This window comes from Allobosea vaviloviae (genome assembly GCF_001298265.1).
In the GTDB taxonomy this organism is placed as follows: Bacteria; Pseudomonadota; Alphaproteobacteria; order Rhizobiales; family Beijerinckiaceae; genus Allobosea; species Allobosea vaviloviae_B.
Genome location: NZ_LGSZ01000009.1, coordinates 154,628 through 179,707 on the forward strand (window position 1 = coordinate 154,628; position 25,080 = coordinate 179,707).

Consider the following 25,080-nt stretch of genomic DNA (forward strand, 5'->3'; position numbering starts at 1 on the left):
GCGAGGGGCCTTGCTGTCACGGCATGGGCAGTTCCAGCCGCAGCAGGGCCGAGGCGCTGGTCAGGAAGGCGCTGCCGCTGAGGGGCATCTCGCGCCCGACATTGAGGTCGAGCGTCGTGCGCCAGGGCATGGACAGCGGCTGCGTCAGGTCGGCGACGGCTTTCACGCGCGGCGTCATCGTGGTGGCGAGGCCGTTCTGCGCCGCGAAGGTATAGCTGCCGGCCAGTGCGATCTCTGTGGTCAGCGTGACGATGTCGAGCGGCCGGAGTCGGTAGCCCAGCACGGCCTGCGCATTTTGCGCGGCGGCGCCGGTCGTCTGGAGTTGGCCGCCGGTCGCCGCGCTCCAGACGACTTGGCTGTCGCCGCCGGAGCCCCGGGTCACGTTCCAGTCGACGCGGGTGTCGTTGCGCTGCCAGCCGCCCTGGCCCGTGACGATGGCCGTCGAGAGGGATAAGCGCTCGGCGCCGAGCTTTATGCCGACGGCGCGCTCGGTGGCGGCGGGGAACGGCGACGAGGCCGGGTTGAGCCCGCGGCGGATCGGGACGGCGTCGATCTGCGGCCGCGCCAACCCGTTGCCAACGGTGCGGCCGCCCTTGTGCCGCATGGGCGCCATGAAGCCCGGCGTGTCGAGATCGGGATCGCATGATGGCGTCGCGTCCCAGTGTGGGATCGGCGCGAACAGCCGGGTCTCTGCCTCCTCGGAGAAGGCCGCGTCGAGTGGGCGCGCGTCTGGCGCCTGCTGGGCTGGGGTCTGCTCCGCATGGGCGGCGGCGAGCGGCATCGCGGCGAGCAGCAGAAGCCATGCGGCGCGGTGCAACGTCGGTGCGGGCAGGACGGCTGGAGGCAAGGCATCGTTCCGGTGCTGTGAAGGCGAAGACACAAGGCTGAACCCCGATGCCGCTTTTTTTGCGGCAGCGCAGCATGAAAGCCTTTGAAGCCAGCGGACCTTGCCCAAAAGCCGCGCTTCCCCCGAGGCCGCGAACCCGCTAGGACACGGCCAACCGCCTGCGGCATGGTTGCCGCAGGCGCGAACCGTTCCATTCTGGCCAGAAGCAGGGGTCGTTTCACATGAGCAAGATCAAGGTCGCCAACCCGGTCGTCGACATGGACGGCGACGAGATGACCCGCATCATCTGGCAGAAGATCAAGGACACGCTGATCTTCCCCTATCTCGACCTCGAGCTCGACTATTACGACCTCTCGGTCGAGAACCGCGACGCCACCGACGACCAGGTCACGATCGACGCCGCCAACGCCACCAAGAAGCATGGCGTCGCGGTCAAGTGCGCGACGATCACGCCCGATGAAGGCCGCGTGAAGGAATTCAACCTCAAGTCGATGTGGAAGAGCCCCAACGGCACGATCCGCAACATCCTCGGCGGCGTGATCTTCCGCGAGCCGATCATCTGCCGAAATGTGCCAAGATTGGTGCCGGGCTGGACCCAGCCGATCGTGATCGGCCGTCATGCCTATGGCGACCAGTACCGCGCCACCGACTTCAAGTTCCCGGGCAAGGGCACGCTGTCGATCAAGTTCGTCGGCGAGGACGGCGCGGTGATCGAGAAGGAGGTCTTCAAGGCCCCCGAGGCCGGCGTCGCGATGGCGATGTACAACCTCGACGAGTCGATCCGCGATTTCGCCCGCGCCTCGCTGAACTACGGCCTGATCCGCAAGTACCCGGTCTATCTCTCCACCAAGAACACCATCCTCAAGACCTATGACGGGCGCTTCAAGGACATCTTCGAGGAGATCTACCAGGCCGAGTTCAAGGCGCAGTTCGACGAGCTCGGGATCACCTATGAGCACCGCCTGATCGACGACATGGTGGCGTCGGCGATGAAGTGGTCGGGCGGCTATGTCTGGGCCTGCAAGAACTATGATGGCGACGTGCAGTCCGACACGGTGGCTCAAGGGTTCGGCTCGCTCGGCCTGATGACCTCGGTGCTGATGACGCCGGACGGCAAGACCGTCGAGGCCGAGGCCGCTCACGGCACGGTGACCCGCCACTACCGCGAGCACCAGAAGGGCAAGGAGACCTCGACGAACTCGATCGCTTCGATCTTCGCCTGGACGCGCGGCCTCGCCCATCGCGCCAAGCTCGACGGCAATGACGAACTCGCGAAGTTTGCCAGCCTGCTGGAGAAGGTCACGGTCGACACGGTCGAGGCCGGCGACATGACCAAGGATCTGGCGCTGCTGGTCGGACCCGAGCAGAAGTTCCTCTCGACAACCGGCTTCCTCGACAAGGTCAGCGACAATCTGCGCAAGGCGATGGCCGCCTGAGCGGGCGGGCCTTTCGTGAGACACGAGCCCGGCCGGTGACGGCCGGGCTTTTTCGTGGGGTGCGGCCGCCGGTTGCGCGCGCCCCTTCTCCCCTCGCGGGAGAAGGTGGCTCGGCGTAGCCGAGACGGATGAGGGGGCGCTGTGAGCTTACCGACTGGCTGAACATCGCGCTGACGATTCAGCGCACGGCGCCCCCTCATCCGGCCCTGCCGGGCCACCTTCTCCCGCGAGGGGAGAAGGGAAGAGGCGTCGCGGCTCCCAACGCACACCAAAACCCCCGACCGGCCTAAGCCGCGGGGTTTCGCACAATCGTTCCCAGAGGGGATGCGCGGAGCCGGGTGGCGCGCGTCCTTGCCGCGTGCCGATGTCGATGAGTCGATGTCGAGGTGTCGATGCAGCGCCGATCTCGCGCCGCCCGGCTCCGCGCGCGGGGATTTTGGGCGTCGCGGCTGTTCGTCCTTGCCTATGGGACGAAACGGCCGGTCCACCTCCGCAAGCCCCGCCTGCAACGGCAGCGCCCCGCGAAACCCGCCACTCCACCCGGCCGCACGATGCCTCGCGACAGCCCCCTTGGTCGGGTGCAGTGGGGGGAGGATAGGGCTGGGGTGGAGGCGCGGGGATAAGGGTTGGAGGTTATGCCCGGTGTCGGCTTGTAGAGCGGGAGCTCACCTTAGCTTTCAACCACGCCACCAATGCATCCCTAGTGGGTTGGCTGGCAAAGAACTCAGACAGTTCGCTGTACCATCTCGGAAACCCATCGATCTCGCTGATCGCATTCAGGATCGACGTAAGGGCTTCTCCGTCCGCGAGCACGACGGAATTGTCTTCAAAGAAGCGGTAAGCCTCCGCCATGGAGATTTCATTGCGCTGGAGTTTAAACAGCGTGTCCGCTGCAGACTGCGTGTATGCGTCCCACTGCTTCATGTTAGCCAACTTATCGCAAGAATGCCGTTCACACTCGGCTCGGAAGCTGAACTACCGGGTAGCGCGCTCTTTTAGCGGTATCAGGTTTGGAAATTGGCGCTCTATAGGATGCATCACCTCGGCGAACACAACGCCCATCACGTCTCCAACCGCCCTCGTGAACTGGTGGCGCAAAGTCTCGTCCTCGATCAAATCAACGGTTTTTCGCAAGTTTAGGAGGATGGGATCGAGGGCAAGCGCGCCATCGTAGATCTTCCTTGCGGTCTCTTCATCCACCGGTGCAGTCTCCTAAGCATGGGCAGGCGAGTGCTGTCTAGGCCCAATCCTTCGCCCGTTCTTCAGCTTGCCACAACCGTCTCCGCCGCCGCGATCTCCAGCGACACACTACGCGGCCACTGTTGCGATGCCGATCAGGGCGTCGAGGCTGAACTTGGCGACCTTGCCGGGCAGGAGAGATATCCAGGTTGCCCACGGCAGTCCGCGGTGCCATACAGCCGGCAGGGTGCCGCGCTTCGAAAGGTCGAGCGGGCAGGACGAGCGCCGGTCGGGCCGCCGGCGCGGGAACCTGTGTCTATGCCCCGCTCCTTCTCCACCTTTCGTGAATTCCTCCGTAGCGAAGCCGCGGGCGGCCTGGTCCTCATGGGCGCGGCCGTTCTCGCGCTCATGGTCGCCAACTCACCTCTGGCGCCGACCTATTTCGCTGCGCTGAAGGCCTATATCGGTCCGCTCAGCCTGCTCCACTGGATCAACGACGCCCTGATGGCGGTGTTCTTCCTGCTCGTCGGGCTCGAAATCAAACGCGAGGTCGTCGACGGGCAGCTCTCGACCTGGAGCCGCAGGACGCTTCCCGGCATGGCCGCGCTCGGCGGCATGATCATTCCCGGCCTGATCTACGTCGTGCTGAACCGCAATGATCCCTCCGCGCTGCGCGGCTGGGCCATTCCGGCGGCCACCGACATCGCCTTCGCGCTTGGCGTGCTCTCCCTGCTGGGATCGCGGGTGCCGACATCCCTGAAAGTCTTCCTCGCCGCTCTGGCGATCATCGACGACCTCGGCGCCGTTATCATCATCGCGATCTTCTACACGGCGCAACTCAACGTCTATGCGCTGCTGGGCGCGCTGCTCGTCCTGATGATCCTGCAGGCGATCAAGCACTTCGGCTATCACCGGCTCCCGCCCTACCTGTTCTTCGGTGCCATCCTCTGGGTTCTCGTGCTGTTGTCGGGCATCCATGCCACGATTGCGGGCGTCCTGCTGGCGCTGATGATTCCGATCGTGCCGACGCCGGGCAAGCCGGAGGCCGACCACGCGACATCGCCGCTTCATCGTCTCGAGCATGCGCTGCACATGCCCGTCGCCTTCGTGATCGTGCCGATCTTCGGGTTCGCCAATGCCGGCGTTTCCTTCGCTGGCATCACGCCGGCCGTCCTGGGCGACACGCTCGCCGTCGGCGTCGCCGCCGGCCTGTTCTTCGGCAAGCTGATCGGCGTTTTCGGCGCTGTCGCCCTGCTCGTGCGCGCCGGCTGGGCCGATCTGCCGGCCAACGCGACCTGGCCGCAGATGCTGGGCCTCTCCCTGCTCTGCGGCATCGGCTTCACGATGAGCCTGTTCATCGGCCTGCTCGCCTTCGAGGACCCCCTGATGCAGGACCGGGTGAAGTACGGGATCCTGGCAGGGTCGGGGCTCGCGGGGCTGGCCGGATATCTGATCCTGCGACTGCAACGGCCAGTCCTGGCCGGTGAGCTGCAAGCCAAAACCTGAGATCTCGACGACCGCGATCGGTTGGCATCTCCCGTCCTCCGCGGCGCCTTCGGCCGCCGCGACCGTCGCTATTCGACGACGATGCCCTGCCGCGCCAGCACGCGCCCCTCCGCCAGCGGCGCGTTCATGAGGTAGCGCAGCTCGTAGTCCCCCGGCGTGTCGGGCGCGTCCAGCACAGCCTCGACATTCTCGGCCGGGAAGAAGCTCGGGCCGGATGTGTCCGCTGGCGCATCCTTCGGCACGAGGACGACGCGGTCGCGCTCGCCATTGGGGCCGATGCCACGCGCCGGGAAGGCCGCTCCGCGCCGGATGCGGGTTGACGCCGCGAGCGTTGCCTGCGCCTGCGTCGCGATCAGCGGCTGCGTCAGAAGGATGACCGGCAGGCCCGCTTCGTCGCGCGTCAGGCGCAGTTCGTAGTCCGCAGCCAGGCCGGGCACCGGAATCGTGACAGAAGGGCGGGCGCCGATGGCTTCGACCAGGATGGCGCTGGACGCCGGGCTGCCGGGGCGCGCGACGGCGAGCCGCGCGCCGGCCGGCGCGCGGCTGACGACAACGCTCAGCATCGAGCCCGCCATGACGCGCTGCGAGGCGGAGATCGCGGGGCTGGCCGGAGGCGTTGCCGGTCGGCGCGCTTGCGCCTGCGCGCAGAGCGGTGCGATTACGGCCGTCAGCGCGATCAGGGTGCGCGCGTCGGCGAGCTTTGCTCTCAAGGCCTTGGCGCTCAAGGCCTGGGCCTTCCCGGCCGCGCCAGCGCCCGGATGTGAGCGGCAAGCCGGGGGCTGCGCGCGGTCAAGGCGCGGAAATCGATCTGATCGAGCACGAGCAGTTTGGTCGGCGCGGTGGCGACGGCCTCGCTGATGCCGGGCGAGTGGCTGGTGATCGCGACATCGTCCAGGGTCAGCGCGCCAAAGAAGTGGCCTTCGTCCAATGTGCTCCTCCCGTCCGGCTGCGCAATCTCGACCTCGCCGCTGGCGATGAAATAGAAGGCTTGCAATGGCTCGCCCTCATGGGTGACGACCGCGCCGGCCTTGACCGTCCGGGCCCGCAGGAACTGCATGACCTCCGCGATCTCGACGGCGTCGAGTTGGCCGAAAAGCGGCACGCTTGCGATCATGCTCCAGGTCACGACGAATTCGCGGCGATGGATCTCCTGCGCAAAGGCCGTCGCGACGATGCCGACCGGCAGGGCCAGCATGACCAGGCCGAGCACCGCCGTCACCGCCGCAACGGCCTTGCCCGCGATCGTGATCGGGAAGACGTCGCCATAGCCGACCGTGGTCAGGGTGATGATCGCCCACCACATCGCATCGGGAATCGTGCCGAACTTGTCGGGCTGGGCTTCGTGCTCGACGAGATGCATCACGCTGGCGGCCATCAGCATGACGCCCATCAGCACGACGAAGCAGGCGAAGAGGGCTTTTCGCTCGGCCGAGAGCGCGGCTGCCAACGAAGCCATGCCGGGCGAATAGCGCCCTAGCTTGAAGAAGCGCAGCAGGCGCAGCAGCAGGAGCACCTTGAGATCGCCGAGCCCAAACAGGGCAAAGGCGAGCGGCACCGTCGCCAGCAGATCGATGATCGCCGGTAGCGACATGGCATAGGCGAAGCGTGCGCGCGCCGGACTAAGCGCGCGATAACGCGCATGTTCTGGGGCGGCCCAGAGGCGGGCGGCGTATTCCAGCGCAAAGACGACGAGCGAAACCGCCTCGAACGCCTGGAAAACCGGCCCGAAGCGCTGCGCCAGCTGGGGAATCGATTCCAACACGATCGCCAGGACATTGGCGCAGATCAACAGGACGAGGCTGCCATGGATCCAGGCCGCGACCGCATCGTCGCCGGCGCCATGGTCGATCCAGAGGTGAACCCGGCGCCGCCATCCTGCGAGGGAGGAGGCGGCCACCGTCAGCTCAACCCATCGCCGCGGCGACGGCATCGAGCGCGGCTTGCGCCTGCGTGCCGTCCGGTCCGCCGGCCTGCGCCATGTCACGCCGTCCGCCGCCGCCCTTGCCGCCGAGCGCCTCCGACGCCGCGCGCACCAGCGCGACCGCGTCGAAGCGCTCCGTCAGGTCCGGCGTGACGCCGACCACGACGCCCGCCTTGCCGTCCTCGGCCACGCCGACGATGACGACGACGCCGGAGCCGACACGGCCCTTGGCCTCGTCGACCAGGCTCTTCAGATCCTTCATCTCGACGCCGGTGACGGCGCGCGCGAGCAGCTTGGTGCCCGCGATCTCCCGAACCGGGTCCTGCGCCTCGCCGCCGCCGCCCATGGCGAGCTTCTTGCGGGCCTCGCTCAATTCGCGGTCGAGCTTGCGGCGCTCCTCGATCAGCGCCGCCAGACGCGGGCCGGCCTCATGGGCGGGCACCTTGAGCAGACTGGCAAGTCCGTCGAGCAGACGCGATTCGGTGTTCAGCCGCAGCCGGGCGCCGTTGCCCGTCATCGCCTCGAGCCGGCGCACGCCTGCGGCGACCGCGCTCTCGCCGACGACACTGACGAGGCCGATATCGCCGGTGCGCCCGGCATGGGTGCCGCCGCACAGCTCGATCGAGTAGGGCTCGCCGGTCGCGTTGGTGCCCATCGACACGACACGGACCTCGTCGCCGTATTTCTCGCCGAAGAGGGCCCGTGCGCCCGAGGCGATGGCCTCGTCGATGCTCATCAGGCGGGTGGAGACCGGCTCGTTCCTCAGCACGATCGCATTGGCGATCTCCTCGACCTCGCGCAATTCCTCGTCCGAGATCGGCTTGGGATGAGAGAAGTCAAAGCGCAGACGATCGGGCGACACCAGCGAGCCCTTCTGCGCGACATGATCGCCGAGCACCAGCCGCAGCGCTTCGTGCAGCAGATGCGTCGCCGAGTGATTGGCGCGGATGGCGCTGCGGCGGGCATGATCGACGCGAAGCTCGACCGGCTGGCCGAGCTTGAGCTCACCCTCCTTCACGGTGACGCTGTGGGCGAAGACATCGCCTAGCTTTTTCTGCACGTCGCCGACGGTCGCGAGGAGGCCGGCGCCACGCACCGTGCCGGCATCGCCGACCTGACCGCCGGATTCGCCATAGAACGGCGTCTGGTTTACGATCATCAGCCCGCTTTCGCCGACGGACAGCGTCTCGACCTCGGCATTGTCGCGGATCAGCGCCGTGACGACGCCCTCGGCGGTCTCGGTGTCGTAGCCGAGGAATTCGGTCGCGCCGAGCTTGTCGCGCAGCGGGAACCAGAGCTTCTCGGTCGCGGCCTCGCCGGTGCCGGCCCAGGCGGCGCGCGCCTTGGCCTTCTGCTGCTGCATGGCGGCATCGAAACCGTCGGTATCGACGGTGACGCCGCGCGCGCGCAGCGCATCCTGCGTCAGATCGAGCGGGAAGCCGTAGGTGTCGTAGAGCGTGAAGGCGACGTCGCCCTTGAGGCTCTGGCCTGAGGTCAGGTCCTTCGCGGCGTCGTCGAGCAGCGTGAGGCCGCGCGCCAGCGTGGTGCGGAAGCGGGTCTCCTCGAGCTGCAGCGTCTCGGTGATCAGCGCCTCGGCGCGCAGCAGTTCGGGATAGGCGCGGCCCATCTCGCGGGTGAGCACCGGCACGAGCTTGTGCAGCAGCGGGTCCTTCGCGCCGAGCAGCTGCGCATGGCGCATGCCGCGGCGCATGATCCGGCGCAGCACATAGCCGCGCCCTTCATTGGAGGGCAGCACGCCGTCGGCGATCAGGAAGGCCGAGCAGCGCAAATGGTCGGCGATGACGCGGTGGCTCGCCTTCATCGGCCCGTCGGAGGGGACGTTGGTGAGGTCGGCGATGGCGGAGATCAGCGCCGCGAACAGGTCGATGGCGTAGTTGTCATGGGTGCCCTGGAGCACGGCGGCGATGCGCTCGAGACCCATGCCGGTGTCGATCGAGGGGCGGGGCAGGTCGGTGCGAATGCCCCCGGCCGCCTCCTCATACTGCATGAAGACGAGGTTCCAGATCTCGATGAAGCGGTCGCCGTCCTCGTCGGGCGAGCCCGGAGGGCCGCCGGGGATATGGTCGCCATGGTCGTAGAAGATCTCGGAGCAGGGTCCGCAGGGGCCGGTGTCGCCCATGCGCCAGAAATTGTCCGAGGTCGGGATGCGGATGATCTTGTCGTCGGAGAGCCCGGCGATCTTCTTCCAGAGGCCGTGCGCCTCGTCGTCCTCGGAGTAGACCGTGACGGTGAGCTTGTCCTTGGGCAGGCCGTATTCGCGCGTGACCAGGGTCCAGGCGTGGGTGATCGCCTGTTCCTTGAAATAATCGCCGAAGGAGAAATTGCCCAGCATCTCGAAGAAGGTGTGGTGACGGGCGGTGTAGCCGACATTGTCGAGGTCGTTGTGCTTTCCGCCGGCGCGGACGCATTTCTGCGCGGTGGTGGCGCGGACGTAAGGACGCTTCTCCTGGCCGGTGAAGACGTTCTTGAACTGCACCATGCCGGAATTGGCGAACATCAGCGTCGGGTCGTTGCGCGGCACGAGCGGGCTCGACGCCACCACCTCATGGCCCTGGCCTTTGAAGTAATCGAGGAAGGTGGACCGGATTTCGTTGACGCCGCTCATCGCTGTTTGAACTCTTGCTTCATCGGGCTGCCGTCCGGGCGCAAGACCGGCGGTTTCCAAGCGTTCTAGTCAGGCGCCATGCCGCTGTCGAGAGATCGCGCGTTGCCCAACGCCTTGCGCCGAAACGCAAACGGACGGCCATCAGGCCGCCCGCGTTTCGCAAGACGTCATTCTCGGGCGAAGCGAAGCGCAGACCCGAGAATCTCGTCGATGAGAAGGCTGGTTTCCGAGATGCTCGGGTCAAGCCCGAGCATGACGTTCAGCGTATGAGGCTCAGGCCTCGCCCTCGTCGAGATCGTCGGCGCTCGGTGTCGCCTCGTCGAGGATGCGTTCGGCGACCAGGCCGGAATTCTGCCGGATCGTCGCCTCGATCTTGGCTGCCATCTCGGGATTGGCCTTGAGGAAGGCCTTGGCGTTCTCGCGGCCCTGGCCGAGGCGCTGGCTGTCGAAGGAGAACCAGGCGCCGGATTTCTCGACCATGCCGGCCTTGACGCCGAGATCAACGAGTTCGCCGACCTTGGAGATGCCCTCGCCGAACATGATGTCGAACTCGACCTGCTTGAAGGGCGGTGCGACCTTGTTCTTGACGACCTTGACGCGGACCTGGTTGCCGGTGGCCTCCTCACGATCCTTCAGCGTCGCGACGCGGCGGATGTCGAGGCGCACGGAGGCGTAGAATTTCAGCGCGTTGCCGCCGGTGGTCGTCTCGGGCGAGCCATACATCACGCCGATCTTCATGCGGATCTGGTTGATGAAGATGACCATGCAGTTCGAGCGCGAGATGGAAGCGGTCAGCTTGCGCAGCGCCTGGCTCATCAGACGGGCCTGAAGGCCGGGCTGGACATCGCCCATCTCGCCCTCGATTTCTGCACGCGGCGTCAGCGCCGCGACCGAGTCGATGACCAGAACGTCGATCGCGCCCGAGCGCACCAGCGTGTCGGTGATCTCGAGCGCCTGCTCGCCGGTGTCGGGCTGCGAGATCAGGAGATCGTCGAGATTGACGCCGAGCTTGCGGGCATAGACGGGATCGAGCGCATGCTCGGCATCGACGAAGGCGCAGACGCCACCCTTCTTCTGGGCTTCGGCGATGGTGTGCAGCGCCAGCGTCGTCTTGCCAGAGGATTCAGGGCCGTAGATCTCGATGACCCGCCCCTTGGGCAGGCCACCGACGCCGAGCGCGATGTCGAGGCCGAGCGAGCCGGTCGAGATCGTCTCGATTTCGATCGCCTGCTGGTTCTTGCCCAGCCGCATGATCGAGCCCTTGCCGAAGGCGCGCTCGATCTGCGAGAGCGCCGCATCCAGCGCCTTGGCCTTGTCCATCGAGGAACCTTCCACCAGCTTGAGATTCGCCTGACTCACGATCGCGCTCCTTATGGCAGGGGCGCGGGGACATCTCAATCCGCGCCGGTGAGGGCAGGATGGTCATGGTTTGTTCTTGTTCGCAAGTTCTTTTTCTGTTCTCTTTTCGTGACTCCTGACAGGAGATGGCAGGAGCGGCTCTGCGGGGCGCCAGCGGGTCGTTATCCGATTCCATTGTGCGGGTAAGGAGACCGCTGGCGATGGCGTGCCGAAGCTGAGCCGGGCTCTAGAGTGTCGGTGGCGCCTGCAGGGCGGCGCCGAGCCGTTCCAGTTCGAGCGTGTAGCAGTAGAGCGCGAACAGGATGGCGACCAGCAGCGCGCCGCGCCAGGCGATGTCGAGCGGGCCGAGCGCCAGCTCCGGCGCGTGGCGCAGGAAATAGACCGAGAACAGCGCGCCGCCCCAGATGAAGCCCAGGCGGCTCGAGAAAGCCAGGAAATGGCCGAGGGGGAGGCTCAGATAGCCCGCCGGCACCGGAGTGGTTCTCAGGCGATACCAGTAGAAGGCCTGGCCGAGGCCCGCCGCGATCAGCAGGTCCAGCACGCTGCGCGGCGTGGATGCGTTGGGCGTGCCGAGGTTCTCGATCAGGATGCGGAAGGCTGCGTGGATGTTGGCGAGCATGACCGCAGCGCAGGCGGTCTGTGCTCCGAGCAGCACTGCGTAACTGAGCAGGCCGCTACGGCTGGGGTTCCCGTTCGCGATTGGCGTCGCCGAGGCCGGTGAGCCGGCTTGCTTCGGCCCGGCATCAAGCCCCCGGCTCATCCCATCGCCGCCTTCACCGTCTCCACGAGCTGCTTCATCGTGAAGGGCTTGGGCAGGAACTGGAAATCCTCGCCCTCGGGCAGGTTCTTGCGGAAGGCCTCCTCGGCGTAGCCGGAGACGAAGACGACCTTGGTGTTGGGGTTGCGCTGGCGCAGTTCGCCGAGCAGCGTCGGGCCGTCCATCTCGGGCATCACCACGTCGGAGACGACGAGGTCGATCTTGCCGTCATGCTGGAGGAAGATGTCGAGCGCCTCGACGCCCGAGGCGGCCTCGTGGACGGTGTAGCCGCGCGAGACCAGCATGCGGGCGTTGAGCGCGCGTACCGCATCCTCGTCCTCGACCAGCAGGATGACGCCGGCGCCAGTGTGGTCGGCGGCGATCTTCTTGGGCGCCTCCTTGATCGCGGCTTCGGCTGCGATCTCCTCTTCGCTGGGCACATGGCGCGGCAGGAAGATGCGGAAGATCGTGCCGCGTCCGACGACCGAATCGCAGAAGACGAAGCCGCCGGTCTGCTTGACGATGCCATAGACCATGGAGAGGCCGAGACCCGTGCCCTTGCCGACCTCCTTGGTGGTGAAGAAGGGCTCGAAGATCTTGTCGAGATGCTCGGGCGCGATGCCGGTGCCGGAATCCTCGACCTCGAGCAGGACGTAGTCGTCCGGGGGCAGGGCGGCGTGGCCGAAGCTGGCGCAGTCGCCGCTGGCGACGTTGCGGGTACGGACGGTGAGCTTGCCGCCGTCGGCCATGGCGTCGCGGGCATTGACCGCGAGATTGACGATGACCTGTTCGAGCTGTCCGAGATCGGCCTTGACCGGCCAGAGATCGCGGCCCTGGCGGACGTCGAGCGTGACCTTGTCGGCCACCACGCGCTTCAGCATCAGCGAGAGATCCGAGAGCACGTCGCCGAGCTCCAGCACCTGCGGGCGCAAGGTCTGGCGGCGCGAGAAGGCGAGCAGCTGCCGCACCAGCGCCGCGGCGCGGTAAGCGTTCTGCTTGATCTGCATGATGTCGGGGAAGGAGGGGTCCGTCGGCCGATGGCTGGCGAGCAGGAACTCCGAGGCGTTGATAATGACCTGCAGCACGTTGTTGAAGTCGTGCGCGATGCCGCCTGCGAGCTGGCCGACGGCCTGCATCTTCTGGGCCTGGTCGATATTGTCCTTGAGCTTGCGCTCGGCGGTTGTCTCGAGCGCGTAGATGATGGCGCGCTCGCCGTCGCCATCCTCGGTGGCGGCGACGGGGGAGAGGTAAAGCCTGGCCGAGCGGGTCTCGTCGGCGGCCAGCGTCAGGTCGAGCGGGGCGATCTCGGAGCGGCCCTCCATCGCCTCGCTCAGCGCTCGGTCGAGGCCGCCGCCGGCGGCGACGAGGTCGTGGATGGTGCCGGGCTGCGGGCCGAGTTGCTGACCGTTCTGGGTCAGGCGCGCGAAGGCGGCATTGGAGCGCAGGATCGTGCCGGTGCGATCGACGGTGGCGATCGCCATCGGTGTCGAGTGGAAGAAGCGCGCGAAGCGGATCTCGGCCTCGCTGCCGCCATCCGTGCCGGCCTCGCCGGGGGCGCGGTTGAGGACGAGCGTGCGCGAGGGGCCGGCGCGGCCATCGCTGCCGAAGGCGACCTGATGGTGCAAGCGGACGGGGAGGGGCACACCGTTGCGGCGCTTCAAATCGACGTCGAGCACCTCGATGCGGACATCGCCGGGCTGGCCCCGGATCGCCTGGAGCAGGGCCGCGGCGCCGGGTGTGGCGATATCGTCGAGATGCAGGCCGCCCGAGCCGAAGCGGGCGAGGTCGAAGTCGAGCCAGCCCGAGAGCGTCGCATTGAGATAGGAGACCTCGCCATCGGCGTCGATCGAGACGAAGCCGGCCGGCGCATGGTCGAGATAGTCGATCGCGTGCTGGAGTTCCTGGAAGGCATTCTCCTGGCGCTCGCGCTCCGGCGTCACGTCGGAGACGGACCAGAGCGTCGCCTGGCGGCCGTCGCGGCGCACGGGCAGAACCTTGATGCGGTACCAGCCGACGGCCCCGCGGCCGCTGAGGGCGGGCTCGAGCCGGATTTCCTCGGCGAGCCGGCGGTTGTCGCGTGCCGCTGCGGAAAGACGGTAGATCGCCTCCGAAACCTCCGCGCGGCCGGTGAACAGGGCGCCGACCGGGCGGATGTCGCTGGCGCCGCGCGCGCCTGCCAGCGCGAGATAGGCCTCGTTGGCGTAGACGATGCCGTTCTCGCCCTCGGTGACGACGACGCCCTCGTCGGCGCTGTCGACGATGGTCTTGGTCAGGTCGTTGCGGGCCGCGCGGCCGGAGAACTGGATCAGGCCGATCGCAAAGGCGAAGAGGCCGAAGACGCCAATCACCGACAGAAGCGCGAGCAGGCCGAGGATCAGCGGCTGGGCCCATTCGTTGGCGATGAAGCCCAATGCGACGGCGGCGCCGACGAGCAGGCCCGCCACGAGCAGGATGACGCCGATATGGCCGGGCTTGTCGGATCGATCGATCGCCGTGGTGGTTCCGCCCATTGCGGTGTGGCCCGTCCCGTTGCCGCAGCACCGCCCGTCGGCGGCATTGCGCGTGTCTGATTCAACGCATGATGTCGTCTTGAAAACCGGTCCCCACGTCCGGCATCATGCCGAAGCGAGTTAGGCGCGGCGGGCCTTCAGGCGCAAGACGTATCCGATGACTTCGGCCACCGCCTGATAGTGTTCGACAGGAATTTCGTCGTCGATCTCCACGGTGGCGTAGAGAGCCCGGGCCAAGGGCACGTTCTCGACGATCGGCACGCTGTGCTTGCCCGCGACTTCGCGGATCTTCAGCGCGACCGCATCGACGCCCTTGGCCAGGCAAAGCGGCGCCGCCATGCCGGGCTCGTATTGCAGGGCGACGGCGTAGTGCGTCGGGTTGGTGATGATCACCGTCGCCTTCGGCACCGCCGCCATCATGCGCTTGCGCGCGCGTTCCATCCGGATCTGGCGGAGCCTCGCCTTGACCTCGGGATTGCCTTCCGAGTTCTTGTACTCGTCCTTCAGCTCCTGCTTCGTCATCTTCTGGCGCTGGTACCAGGTGTAGCGCTGCCAGCCGAAGTCGCCGAGCGCGATGACGGCGAAGAGGGCCAGCGCGCTCGCCATCAGCTTGATCGCGAGAACCAGCGTTGCCGGCAGCAGGGCCGCGATATTCATCTGGGCGAAGCTCTCGAGCCGGTCGTGCTCGTTCCAGAGCGTGACCCAGAGGACGGCGCCGACCAGGCCGGTCTTGGCAAGGCCCTTGGCGAAATTGACCCAGGCCTCCTTGCCGAACATCCGCTTGGCGCCGGCCATCGGCGAGATGCGGCTGAACTTCGGCATCAGCGGATCGAAGGTCCAGAGCGGCTTGTGCTGGATCAACGCGCCCACGAGCGCGGCGCCGAGGATGAAGCCGAAGGGCAGGCCCAGCGCCATGAAGCCGGTCATGACTCCCTTCTCCGCGGCATGGGCAAAGGCCGAGCCGTCGGAGGGGACCTGATGGGCGTTCATCAGGAAGCTGCGCAGGGAGAGCGCCGCATCCTGGGCCGAGGCGGCGGCGGCGACCAGCAGCGCCATCGTCAGGCCGCAGAGCACGAAGAAGGTGCCGATCTCCTGCGATCGGGGGACGTCACCCTTCTCTGTCGCCTGCTCCAGCTTTCGCTGGGTCGGGTCTTCTGTTCTGTCCTCGTTGTCGGCATCCTCTGACATGAGCCGTCAGTTCCCCGTGAACTGGCGCAGAAAGCCGCCGAGATCGTTGAGGAAGACGCTCATCATCACGCCGACCACGGCCAGCAGCACGAACATGCCGCCGAAAATCGAGGCCGGTATTGCCAGAAAGAAAACCTGGAGCTGCGGCATCATGCGGGCGAGAACGCCGAGGCCCAGATTGAAGAGCAGGCCGAAGATGATGAAGGGAGCGGAGATCTGGACGGCCAGCGAGAAGCCCTGGGATGCGGCCCGCACGGCCAGCGCCATGACGTCGCCGAGTTCTGGAGAGCCGCCTGGCGGAAGCACGCGATAGCTCTCATGGATCGCGACGATGGCGACGTGGTGCAGGTCGCTGGTCAGGACCAGGGTGATGCCGAGCATGGTCAGCAGATTGCCGATCGAGGGGTTCTGCTGGCCTCCGGTCGGATCGATCGTCGTGGCGAAGCCGAGCCCCATCGTCTGGGCGACGAGCGTGCCCGCGGTCTGCAGGCTGGCCATGACGAAGCGGGCGCAGACGCCGATGACGAGCCCGATCAACACCTCGCCGAGAAGCAGCGCGACCACGCCCGACACGTCCGGCGGCAGGCGCAGCAGCGGTCGGGCCATCGGCAGCACCACGAGCGCGACGAAGAAGGCGAGCGAGAGCCGGGCGCGCGAGAAGATGAAGCGCTCGCCGATTCCCGGCATCAGCATGACCAGCGTGCCGACGCGCGCGAAGACGAGCACGAAGACGGCGCTGATCTCGGGCAGGATCGCGATCTGCATCGTGCCGCTGGCACTCCGCCGCCAAGGGGACTGCCGCAGGGCCGGCCCATCGGCGATGGCGAGGCGCTGCTGCGGCAGGATCATTCGCCCGTGGCGATTCGGACGGCGACCCGTCCCATATAGCCCGCCAGCGCGTCCCCCATGAACGGCAGAAATAACATCAGCGCGGCGAAGACCGCCAGAATCTTGGGCACATAGACCAGGGTCTGTTCCTGGATCTGGGTCAGCGCCTGGACGAGCGAGACGGCCAGGCCGACGACGAGCGCGACCATCATCACCGGGCCGCCTGCCTTGAGGAAGACGACGATGCCGTCGCGGGCAAAGTCGAGGATGGCTCCGGATGTCATATCGATTCCCTTTTGCAGGCCGCGTATCGCTCGGCCGTCGTCGCGGTCTCAGACCGGCATCCGCATGATTTCTTCATAGGCCGCGATGACGCGGTCGCGCACGGCGACCAGCGTCTCGATCGCGGCCTCGCTTTCCGCCACTGCGGTGACGACATCGACGACATCGGCGCGACCGGCCGCGACCGAGGCGGCCTGCCTGTCGGCCTTGCTGCCGGCATCGGCGGTGGCTTCGAGCGCCTTGCCAATCATGGAGGCGAAATCGGGACCGCCCGTCTCCGACGCACCGGCAGAGGCCGGCTTGCGGAGCAGGTTGCCCGCACCCATTCCCTGGATCGAGGCATAGGCACCTGCAGCGAAGCTTGGCGTGGCCATGGTGTGCTACCCCTTCAGGCGCGCAGGATGTCGATGGTGCGCTGGATCATCCGGCGCGTCGACGAGATCAGGTTGAGGTTGGCCTCATAGCTGCGCTGGGCCTCGCGCATGTCCATCGTCTCGATCAGCGAGTTGACGTTGGGCATGCGGACATTGCCGCTGGCATCGGCTGTGGGGTTGCCGGGCTCGAACTTGATGCGGAAGGGGCTCTGGTCACGCTGGACGCGGCCCACATCGACGACCTGCGCCTCCAGCTCGCGGTCGAAGCGGCGCTGGAAGGTCGGGATCTTGCGGCGATAAGGATCGGCGCCGGCTCGCTCCGGCCCCGAATCGGCATTGGCCATGTTCTCTGCGATGATGCGCATGCGGCCGGACTGGCTGCGCAGGCCCGACGTCGCCACCGCGATGCTCTTGAGAAGATCCATCTTGCCTGTTCCTTGCAGCGTGAGGCGTCGGCGCGCGACGTCAGCGGCCCAGCCTTGTCAGCGACCTTTGCCGATCGCGATCTTCATCAGGCCGAGACCCTTGCTGTAGAGCGAGGCCGCGAGCTGGTATTCGGACTGGTTCTGCGCGACCTTTGTCATCTCGTCCTCGAGATTGACGGCATTGCCGTTGGGCGTGATCTCGAAACGCTGGGCGCGCGTGCTATCGAAGCCACCGCGACCGCCACTCAGGCCCATATGGCCGGAACTGGTCTGGATCAGGCCGACATTGGCCTGGGCGGCGCCAAAGGCGGGTCCTTTGACGTCCATGGGACGGAAGCCCGGGCTGTCGGCATTGGCGACGTTCTCGGCCAGGACCTTCTGACGCGTCTGGTGCCATTGCATGCGCGTCTTCAGCGCCTGCATCAGGTTCCCGCCTGTTCCCAGGGCAGTGCTCGCCATGGCCGTGACCCTCTCCGGACCGGGCGGAGCCCGGTTCACTGGGTAAATCTTGCCGGGTCCATGGTTAACGAACGGTTAAAACGGCCGCCTTTCGAGCATCCGGTTAACCACGCATTCACCATGTTTCCTGAAAGCGCGGGCGCTATGCTATAGCCAGCGTGTTCAACGTCAGGTGGACTTACCGGCAGCCGGGGCCCGGCCCGCCGTCGCATATGAGGCAGACCTTGCAGAGCTTGTTTGGCTTCGATCTCCCGACCGCACAGAAGTGGGTCATCGCCTTTGGCGTCATCCTGGTCTTGCTCGTGCTGCTCGGCCTCTTCGCGCGGCAGATCAAGGACGGTCGGCTGCGGATGAAGGGCCAGGGCGGCGGCCGGACGCGCCAGCCCCGGCTCGGCGTCGTCGACATCCACGACCTCGACCGTCAGCGCCAGCTCGTGCTGATCCGGCGCGACAATGTCGAACATCTGGTCATGATCGGCGGAGCCTCCGATGTGGTCGTCGAGACCAATATCGTGCGCAGCGGGGCGCGGACGGCGATGCCGGCACAGAGCGATCTCGGCCTGCCGGATCGGCCGCTGCCCTTCGACACGCTGGTTCCGCAGGAACCCGGCCGCCACGAGCCGGCGCGTCACGAGCCCTCGGAGGACATGCGCCGCGCGCCCCCGCCGGCTCCCGTTGCGCTGGCTCCATCGGGGGAGCCGCCACAACCCCCGACCCGGCCTGTGCAGCCGGTCTCTCGCCCGGCTCAGGCCCTGACGCAGGCAGAGGCGGCGGTCGCAGCTGCGACGGCGGCCGGCGGCATGGCGGCGCTGAGCCTCGCCGCAGCATCGACACCGCAGGCTGCGCCCATTGCTCCCACGCCCTCGGCTCCGGCGCCTGCCCCGGTGGTCCAGGCGCCGCATTTCACCCGTGATCCTGCGCCCGCCGCCAGCGCCGGGGAACTCGACGATATGGCGCGGCAGCTCGACGAGGCGCTGAAGCGACCGTTCTCGGCCGTGCGGCCGGCCCATGCCCCGGTCGAGCCCGCGGCGCCCCTCGCACCCGTCGAAGTCGCGCCCGTGCGGGCCGAACCGCTGGTCGAGGCTGCTCCGTCGGTGCCGGTTCCTGCGCCTGCGGCCATGCGCGCCCTGCCGATGGATGTCGAAGCGGAGCTGGAGATGGCCCTCGGCCTCAAGCCAGAGCGGACGAGTCCCAAGCCCTCCTCCTTCAACGCGCCGGTCGCTCCGCCGCCGGTTGCCGCGCCGAAGCCGTTCGAGCCGGCAGCTCCGGCCGAGATCCCCACGATTGTCGAACCGGAGCCGGTCTCGTCGCTGCCCGAGCCGGAGATCGAGCTCGAGCCCGAGACTATGTTCGAGCCTGAGCCGGAGACGGGCAAGGACGAGCCCGAGCCGGTCGTCGAGGCAAAGCCGGCCGAGGAGGAAGCGGCGTCCGAGCAGGAGCCCGTCGTCGAGGTTGCCGCCAGGGACAGCGTCGACGAGCCTGCACCGGAACCGGAGCCGAAGCCGATCGATCCGTTCTCTGTCGACGCCATCGAGGCGGAGTTCGCCCGGCTGCTCGGCCGCGATCCGAAAACCCGGCCCTGAGCACTGCGATCAACAGGTTTTGAGCCGACGCGGCACTCTGACGCCGCCAAGCCGGTTGCCGGGCGGCGAAGCCCGGACTTAGCGTTGCGCGGCACGATCGTCTGAGTCGGGCGAAATGACGGCTGCGCGTGAGCATGACCTGCAATCCAATGAGATGGCGGCGCGCAAGGCGCGCGGGTTTCGTCGCGGCCTGCATGACGCTGTGGGCGGCGCTCGTCACCGTGCCGATGGGGCCGGCGCTGGCGCAGACGCTGTCGCTCGATCTGGGGCAGGGCGGCGGCGTGGCCGAGCGCGCGCTGCAGCTGATCGCCGTCATCACGGTGCTGTCGCTGGCCCCGTCGATCCTCATCATGGTGACGTCGTTCACCCGGATCGCGGTGGTCTTGTCGCTGCTACGCTCGGCGCTGGGCACGCAGACCGCGCCGCCCAACGCCGTGATCATCGGATTGGCGATGTTCCTGACCGGCTTCGTCATGGCGCCGACCCTGCGCGAGGCCTATGCCTCCGCGATCGAGCCGCTGGTCGCGGGCCAGATCCAGCCGGCGGAGGCGTATAATCGCGGCGTCGTGCCCTTCAAGACCTTCATGCTGCGCCATGTGCGCGAGAAGGACCTGGCGCTGTTCGTGGAGATGTCGCGCGAGCCGGCGCCAGCGACACCGCAGGACGTCCAGATTCAGATCCTGGTGCCGGCCTTCATGATCTCGGAGCTGCGCCGGGCCTTCGAGATCGGCTTCCTGCTCTTCGTGCCGTTCCTGATCATCGACCTCGTCGTGGCCTCGATCCTGATGTCGGTGGGCATGATGATGCTGCCGCCGGTGACGGTGGCGCTGCCGTTCAAGCTGATCTTCTTCGTCCTGGTCGACGGCTGGGGACTCGTCGCCGGATCGCTGGTGAAGAGCTACGGCGTCTGACGCGGGGCGCCTCGGCCTTGCGCCTCAGCTGCGTCCGGGCGCAGGGGGAGCCGCTTCGGGTGTCGCACCAGTCGATGCCGGCGCAGGGGCCGGGGCAGGTGCCGGCGCCTCGCCGGCCGGCGGGACGGCCGCATCCGGCTTCTTCTGGCGAACCGCCGAGGAAAAGGCCGGGTAGCGCTCGCGATAGGCGCTCATGAAGTCCGACAGCGTGTCGGAGCCGGCGGCGGCGGCCGCGCGGGCGATCTCGCGGATGTCGGCTGACTTCGCGCGGTTGGCGCCAGTGACGAAGGCGAAGGTGCGGGCATCGCTGCTCTGGGCCATCTTGGTCGCGAACTTGCTGCGCAGCCGGTCGAGCGAGAGCCCCTCATTGGCCATCACATAGGAGATCGCGGCGCGCATCACGTCGGAGCGCGCGCCGTCGCCGAGCGGCGCCGGGCCGCGCCAGGCCTCGTCCAGGATGCGCTCATGCGCCTCGCCGGCCTCGCGCCAGCGCCGTCCGGTCCAATAGATGTCGGCGCGCAGGCGATCGACCTCCGGGCCGCGCTCCGCCTCGAGCAGATCGAGCGCCTGGTCTGTGCGCGACAGGTCCGACAGCGCCTTGGCTTCGAGCAGGAGCCTGGCGCGCTTGACGTCGCTGGGCAGCTCGATCAGCCGGGTGGCGTTCAACGCACGCAGCGCGTCGGTCGGCTTGCCGTTCATCAGGTTGACCATGGCCAGCCGCGCCGCGACGGTCGAGCGGGCCGCACCGGTCAGGCGCCGATCCATCTGGTAGCGCAGGATCTCGCCGGCCTGGTCGAGAAGGTCGAGTTCGATCAGGCGGTCGGCCAGAAGGCGCGTGATCTCGTCGCCGCGCCGGCCGATCGGCAGGAACTCCTTGAAGTCGTAGAACAGCGCGAGAGCATCGATGCGCGAGAGCTGCTCCAGACCCTTTCCGCCAAAAAGGTCGGCGAAGCGCTGCGCCGTCTCGTCATGGAGACGGCGCGTCAGCGGGTGCTCGGGGAAGCTCTCATTGGCGCGGCGCGCGATCATGAAGGCGTCACGCCAGCGCTGCTGCTCGGTGTAGAGCCGTCCGAGTTCGCCCAGCGCCTCGATTTCGAGCTCGCCGCCGCGCCAGATGATCGAGACCGTCTCGAGCCGCGCCATCGCCTCGTCGGCGTTGATGTCGTTGCGTTTCTCGGCCTGAACCAGTCGGACCGCGCGCAATTGCGCTTCCGCCGCCACCGGCCGGCTGAGTGCCTCGAAGAGCGGCTTGTATCCCGCAAGCGCATTGTCGGGCCGGCCGCTGCCATCATCGAGCATGGCTCGCAGCAGAGCGATCTGTTCCTTGTCGATCGTGCCGGCGGGCATCTCGCCCAGCGCGTCGATCTCGCGCTCCGCTACGGCCATGTCGCGCGTCGCCAGCGCCGCGCGGGCTTTGGCGGCGCGCAGTTCCCCTTGAAGTTCGACCGGGTAGCTGTCGAGCACCGTCTCGGCGCGGCGGAATCCCGCCATCGCCTGCGCATTGCGGCCGAGCCGCTGGTCGACGAGGGCACGCCACAGGCTGGTGTCGGGATCGTCCTTGATCGGGGCGGCGTCGAAGGCGGCGGCGGCTTCCTTGTGCCGGTACATCTGCGTGGCGATCAGGCCTTTCAGGAACAGCGCCTCGCGATTGGCGCGCATCGCCGGGTCGTCGGCCATTGCTGCCACCAGCGGGCCCTTGGCTTCCGACATCATCCGGTTGGCCGCATAGAAGCGAGCCAGGGCAAGTCGGGTCTCGGATTTGCGGGCGCGGGAGGCGCCGGCGATCTCGCTCTGGAGGATGCGCTCCTGGTCGCGCACGCCGGCGATGCCGAGCTTGCCCCACAGCTCGGGGTCGAGCAGGGGGGCTTGCGTCTTGGCGGTCTGGGCCAGGCCGTCCTTGCGCTCGTCCGGCGCGTCGAGCGTCACCGTCAGTCCGCCGCTGCGGCCGATCCGCACCTGCTCGGTTCCCGCACGCACGACGACGTCGTCGGAGCGCGGCGCGACGGCCAGCCCGTGCGCGGTCGGCAGCAGGCCAAACTCGACGAACTGATAGGGCTTGGCCGTGACATGCGCCGGGCCGGTGGCGGTCGCGACCGCAACGGGCACGCCCGAGGGACCGGCGTCGAGCCAGTGGACGCCCGTCATGCCGGGCAGGGGCACTGCAATGATGGTCTGGCCCTGTTCGTCGATCGAGCGGTTGGGAACCAGCGGCGCGGCCGGTTTGCCGCCTTGCTCGCCGAAGCCGAGCGACCAGGTCGTGCCGTCGTCGAACATCCGCGTCAGCGGCTGGCCCGCCAGGCGCAGGCGCACCAGCGTCACCTTGCCCTCGCGCGCGACCGTCGCGTCCTCGATGACGCCGGGCAGCAGACCCTTGAGGTCGGCCGGGTCGATCGTATCGCGGGTGTCGAAGACGAGCGTCGCGATGCCGGCCTCGACGAAGCCGGCGGCGCCGGTGATGCGCGGAAAGCGGAAATCGAGCCGGGTGCCTGTCGCCGCGATCTTCACGGCCTGCGGCGCCGGGTCGACCTCGCGCGCAGCGATGGCGGCGACGGCCGGCTGCACGGCAGGCTGGGCCGTAGGCGGCTTGACGGGCGCCAGCGCAGGCGGGTCGGCCGGCGCAGCGGACGCGGCCTGGGGTGTTTCTGCCGGGGTCGGAATCGCCTGCGCGATCAGCGTGGCGGGTGCCTGAGCCGGCTTCAGCAGATCGAGTACGAGCCCGTCCTCGTCACGGAAGCTGCGGATCTGCCAGTCCTTGGGCAGGGAGAGGGCGAGGGTCGTCGCGGACTTGCCGGTCTCTCTGGAGACCAGCGCGACGCCGTCGGGCAGGGTGCTCCTGACCATGGCGGGATCGACCGTCATCGATTTGTCGAAGGTCAGGGTCAGAGCGGTCCCGACAAGATCGGTCTTCAGGAGGGTATCGGGAGGCACATCGAAGAGCAGCCTTTCGAGCGTCGGCAGGCTGGCTCTGCGCAGGCCGAGCAGCCTCTGCGGCTCCTGCGTCTGGCGCGCGGCTTCGCGGCCGCGGGCCTCGGCGAGGCGCAGGCGCTCCGACAGGTCGGCGAGGACCTCCGCCGGGGGGCCCGGCAGCACGCCGGTCCAATTCTCCGGCAAAAGATCGATGAAGGTTCTCTCGCCGGCCTCGATCAGATTGGCGCGATAGGATTTGGCGAGCGCGAAGCGCAGGCCGCGCCCATCGGGATCGACCCGGGCGACCGAGACGTAGGCCGGCAGCTCGCGGGCGATCTTGGCGACGTCGATCTTTACGCTGGTACCGAACGCGACCACCAGGACGCCATTGGAGACGCGGATGCGCGTCGGCGTCGGCTCGTCGAAGACCAGGGAGAGACGGCCAAAGCCGGGCGGCATGACCTCGCCCCGCAGCGTCGCACTGGCGGCGAGCGCCGGCGCGCCGAGACCGGCGGCAGCGGCGAGGGCGTAAAGCCCGATGCCGAAGGCAAGGGAACGTGGGAGACGCAAAGCCGGACACTCAACCCAACGCGACAAAGCCGGGTCAGGCGAACAAGCCCTTTCCCGATCATGCCGACGCTAGCGTGCCAAGGATAATGGGGGGTTAAGGGCGATCGTGCTCAGCGCCGTCGGGCGGGCGCGATCGCGGGGAGTTCGGTGCCGGGCAGGGAGGCGGGGTCGATCGCGGCCCGCTGGGCGCCGGGGCCGCGGGGGACCGTCGCCAGGGCGACCGTCAGCTTCTCGGCCCGGTCGGGAGCCATGGCCGCCAGGACCTCGGACATCTTGCGCGGGTTCATCTGTTGGACGACCGGCACCAGGACGTCGAGGCCCAACCGGTCGAACACGCGCGCGGCGTCCTTGGGCTTCATCGCCTCATACATGATGACGAGGCTCTTGATCGCCTTCGACTCGTCGGCTGGAGGTTTGCCGGCGGGGCCGCCTGCCTTGGTCTCGAGGTCCTTCAGGTCGCCGACGCGGCTGTCGAGCTTCTTTTCCGCGGCGTCGAGCAGGCGCTCGCGGAGCTCGAGCTCGCGCATGCGCGCATCGATCTCCTCGCGCCGCTCGCCGAGGCGTTCAAGCAGGGCGCGCTCGGCCGGCGAGATCGGTGCGGCCGTGCCATTGACGAGGCCGGCCTTGTTCTGCGGATTCGCAGCGCGGGCGGCTTCGGCCTTGGCATCCGCTTCTGCTTTGTCCTTTTCCTTGTTGGGGTCGGGAGCGGGATTGGAGCCCGTGGTCTCTGGATCGATGAAGGTGGCGTTCGAGTCGTGAGCAGGCGCGATCGTCTTGGCGACCGCCCCGACCTCGGAGAAGGGCCTGGCCGTCGTGAAAGCCGTGGGGCTGGAGGGAACCTTTCCAGGATAAGGCTCCGCCGTCCAGGCAAGCAGCTTCAGCGCCAGGAGAGCCATGGCGCCGAGGATGACCGCTGGCAGGAGGCGGGGCCGTTCGATCACGCAGCCTGACCCTCCAGGCGCCTTGCTGCACGAGCACGGATCGCGGCGGCGGACTGAGCGGCGTTGGCCAGGCGCGAGATCGGGGTCGGCTCGGCGGCGGGCTTGGGCTCTTCAGCCGGCCGGGGCGCGACCAGTGTGGCGGCGCTGACGATCTGGCCGATGCGATCCATCACGACCTGGCCGGCCTCGATCTGGGCGGCGAGGTCGGCGGCGTAGCGCTCGGCCGTCTGCAGGCGTTCGGCCAGCGTGCGGTCGCAGTCGCCGAGCGTCAGCTTCAGACCCGCGATGGCTCGCTCGGCGGTATCGGTGGCGGCGATCAGCGCGCCGACAGTCTGGCGCATGCCGGATTCGTCGGCCTTCAGGCGCTCGATCCGCTTGGTCAGGATGAAGCAGGTGATGATGGTGGCGACGAGGAGGCTGGCAACCAGCACATCGGCGATGAGAGCGATCGTCATGCGGCAGGCCCTGTCG

At 67.7% G+C, this 25,080-nt stretch carries 22 protein-coding genes; 4 read left to right on the forward strand and 18 right to left on the reverse strand.

The window, feature by feature from the left end; translation table 11 throughout:
* Positions 1–16: 16 nt before the first annotated feature.
* Positions 17–847 (reverse strand): hypothetical protein, encoded by an 831-nt coding sequence (locus tag AE618_RS01200; RefSeq protein ID WP_156330039.1) that lies wholly within the window; start codon positions 845–847, stop codon positions 17–19.
* 221 nt (positions 848–1,068) lie between these two features.
* Here AE618_RS01200 and AE618_RS01205 point away from each other — a divergent pair, with 221 nt between their 5' ends.
* Positions 1,069–2,283 (forward strand): NADP-dependent isocitrate dehydrogenase, encoded by a 1,215-nt coding sequence (locus AE618_RS01205; protein WP_054207223.1) that lies wholly within the window; start codon positions 1,069–1,071, stop codon positions 2,281–2,283.
* Between the two features lie 633 nt (positions 2,284–2,916).
* On the opposite strand, the gene AE618_RS01210 is transcribed toward AE618_RS01205, so the two are convergent.
* Both AE618_RS01210 and AE618_RS01215 read right to left on the reverse strand, forming a co-directional pair.
* Positions 2,917–3,207, reverse strand: coding sequence for a hypothetical protein (locus tag AE618_RS01210; RefSeq protein ID WP_054207224.1), 291 nt, complete (start codon positions 3,205–3,207; stop codon positions 2,917–2,919).
* A 51-nt stretch (positions 3,208–3,258) separates the two neighbouring features.
* Positions 3,259–3,483, reverse strand: a complete 225-nt coding sequence (locus tag AE618_RS01215; protein WP_054207225.1) for a hypothetical protein — start codon at positions 3,481–3,483, stop codon at positions 3,259–3,261.
* 297 nt (positions 3,484–3,780) lie between these two features.
* Between AE618_RS01215 and nhaA the strand changes: the two genes are divergently transcribed.
* The gene (nhaA, locus tag AE618_RS01220) at positions 3,781–4,968 is read left to right on the forward strand and encodes a Na+/H+ antiporter NhaA (RefSeq protein WP_054207226.1); all 1,188 of its coding nucleotides are present in this window, start codon (positions 3,781–3,783) and stop codon (positions 4,966–4,968) included.
* A gap of 68 nt (positions 4,969–5,036) precedes the next feature.
* Here the strand turns inward: nhaA and AE618_RS01225 are convergent, their stop codons facing one another.
* The 12 genes from AE618_RS01225 to flgB form a co-directional block, all read right to left on the reverse strand.
* On the reverse strand, positions 5,037–5,693 hold the full coding sequence (locus AE618_RS01225) for a hypothetical protein (RefSeq protein ID WP_054207227.1): 657 nt from the start codon (positions 5,691–5,693) through the stop codon (positions 5,037–5,039).
* Positions 5,690–6,865 carry a cyclic nucleotide-gated ion channel gene (locus AE618_RS01230; RefSeq protein ID WP_248310706.1) on the reverse strand — a complete coding sequence of 392 codons (1,176 nt, stop codon included), beginning with the start codon at positions 6,863–6,865 and terminating at the stop codon, positions 5,690–5,692. The genes AE618_RS01225 and AE618_RS01230 overlap by 4 nt, the downstream gene beginning before the upstream one ends.
* Positions 6,866–6,872: 7 nt before the next feature.
* Positions 6,873–9,515 carry an alanine--tRNA ligase gene (gene alaS, locus AE618_RS01235; RefSeq protein WP_054207228.1) on the reverse strand — a complete coding sequence of 881 codons (2,643 nt, stop codon included), beginning with the start codon at positions 9,513–9,515 and terminating at the stop codon, positions 6,873–6,875.
* 273 nt (positions 9,516–9,788) lie between these two features.
* On the reverse strand, positions 9,789–10,874 hold the full coding sequence (gene recA / locus AE618_RS01240) for a recombinase RecA (RefSeq protein ID WP_054207229.1): 1,086 nt from the start codon (positions 10,872–10,874) through the stop codon (positions 9,789–9,791).
* A gap of 226 nt (positions 10,875–11,100) precedes the next feature.
* Entirely contained in the window at positions 11,101–11,634 is a 534-nt protein-coding gene (locus AE618_RS01245; RefSeq protein WP_054207230.1) for a hypothetical protein, read from the reverse strand.
* Positions 11,631–14,141, reverse strand: coding sequence for a cell cycle histidine kinase CckA (gene cckA / locus AE618_RS01250; RefSeq protein WP_054207231.1), 2,511 nt, complete (start codon positions 14,139–14,141; stop codon positions 11,631–11,633). The genes AE618_RS01245 and cckA overlap by 4 nt, the downstream gene beginning before the upstream one ends.
* A 120-nt stretch (positions 14,142–14,261) precedes the next feature.
* The gene (gene flhB, locus AE618_RS01255; RefSeq protein ID WP_054207232.1) at positions 14,262–15,329 is read right to left on the reverse strand and encodes a flagellar biosynthesis protein FlhB; all 1,068 of its coding nucleotides are present in this window, start codon (positions 15,327–15,329) and stop codon (positions 14,262–14,264) included.
* A 6-nt stretch (positions 15,330–15,335) separates the two neighbouring features.
* The gene (gene fliR / locus AE618_RS01260; RefSeq protein WP_054207290.1) at positions 15,336–16,094 is read right to left on the reverse strand and encodes a flagellar biosynthetic protein FliR; all 759 of its coding nucleotides are present in this window, start codon (positions 16,092–16,094) and stop codon (positions 15,336–15,338) included.
* Between the two features lie 80 nt (positions 16,095–16,174).
* A complete protein-coding gene (fliQ, locus tag AE618_RS01265) occupies positions 16,175–16,441 on the reverse strand; it encodes a flagellar biosynthesis protein FliQ (RefSeq protein WP_054207233.1) in 267 nt (88 codons plus the stop codon).
* Between the two features lie 48 nt (positions 16,442–16,489).
* Entirely contained in the window at positions 16,490–16,813 is a 324-nt protein-coding gene (locus tag AE618_RS01270) for a flagellar hook-basal body complex protein FliE (protein WP_054207234.1), read from the reverse strand.
* Between the two features lie 14 nt (positions 16,814–16,827).
* On the reverse strand, positions 16,828–17,238 hold the full coding sequence (flgC, locus tag AE618_RS01275; RefSeq protein WP_054207235.1) for a flagellar basal body rod protein FlgC: 411 nt from the start codon (positions 17,236–17,238) through the stop codon (positions 16,828–16,830).
* Positions 17,239–17,295: 57 nt separating this feature from the next.
* Positions 17,296–17,697, reverse strand: a complete 402-nt coding sequence (gene flgB, locus AE618_RS01280; protein WP_054207236.1) for a flagellar basal body rod protein FlgB — start codon at positions 17,695–17,697, stop codon at positions 17,296–17,298.
* Positions 17,698–17,921: 224 nt separating this feature from the next.
* Here flgB and AE618_RS01285 point away from each other — a divergent pair, with 224 nt between their 5' ends.
* Positions 17,922–19,280 (forward strand): flagellar biosynthetic protein FliO, encoded by a 1,359-nt coding sequence (locus tag AE618_RS01285; protein ID WP_156330040.1) that lies wholly within the window; start codon positions 17,922–17,924, stop codon positions 19,278–19,280.
* A 194-nt stretch (positions 19,281–19,474) separates the two neighbouring features.
* Positions 19,475–20,191, forward strand: coding sequence for a flagellar type III secretion system pore protein FliP (fliP, locus tag AE618_RS01290; protein ID WP_248310710.1), 717 nt, complete (start codon positions 19,475–19,477; stop codon positions 20,189–20,191).
* Between the two features lie 24 nt (positions 20,192–20,215).
* Here fliP and AE618_RS01295 read toward each other — a convergent pair whose 3' ends face one another.
* From AE618_RS01295 to AE618_RS01305, 3 genes are all read right to left on the reverse strand, one after another.
* Positions 20,216–23,668 carry a hypothetical protein gene (locus AE618_RS01295; protein WP_054207239.1) on the reverse strand — a complete coding sequence of 1,151 codons (3,453 nt, stop codon included), beginning with the start codon at positions 23,666–23,668 and terminating at the stop codon, positions 20,216–20,218.
* A gap of 110 nt (positions 23,669–23,778) precedes the next feature.
* Positions 23,779–24,609, reverse strand: a complete 831-nt coding sequence (locus AE618_RS01300; RefSeq protein WP_054207240.1) for a MotE family protein — start codon at positions 24,607–24,609, stop codon at positions 23,779–23,781.
* Positions 24,606–25,064, reverse strand: a complete 459-nt coding sequence (locus AE618_RS01305) for a DUF6468 domain-containing protein (RefSeq protein WP_054207241.1) — start codon at positions 25,062–25,064, stop codon at positions 24,606–24,608. The genes AE618_RS01300 and AE618_RS01305 overlap by 4 nt, the downstream gene beginning before the upstream one ends.
* Positions 25,065–25,080 lie beyond the last annotated feature (16 nt).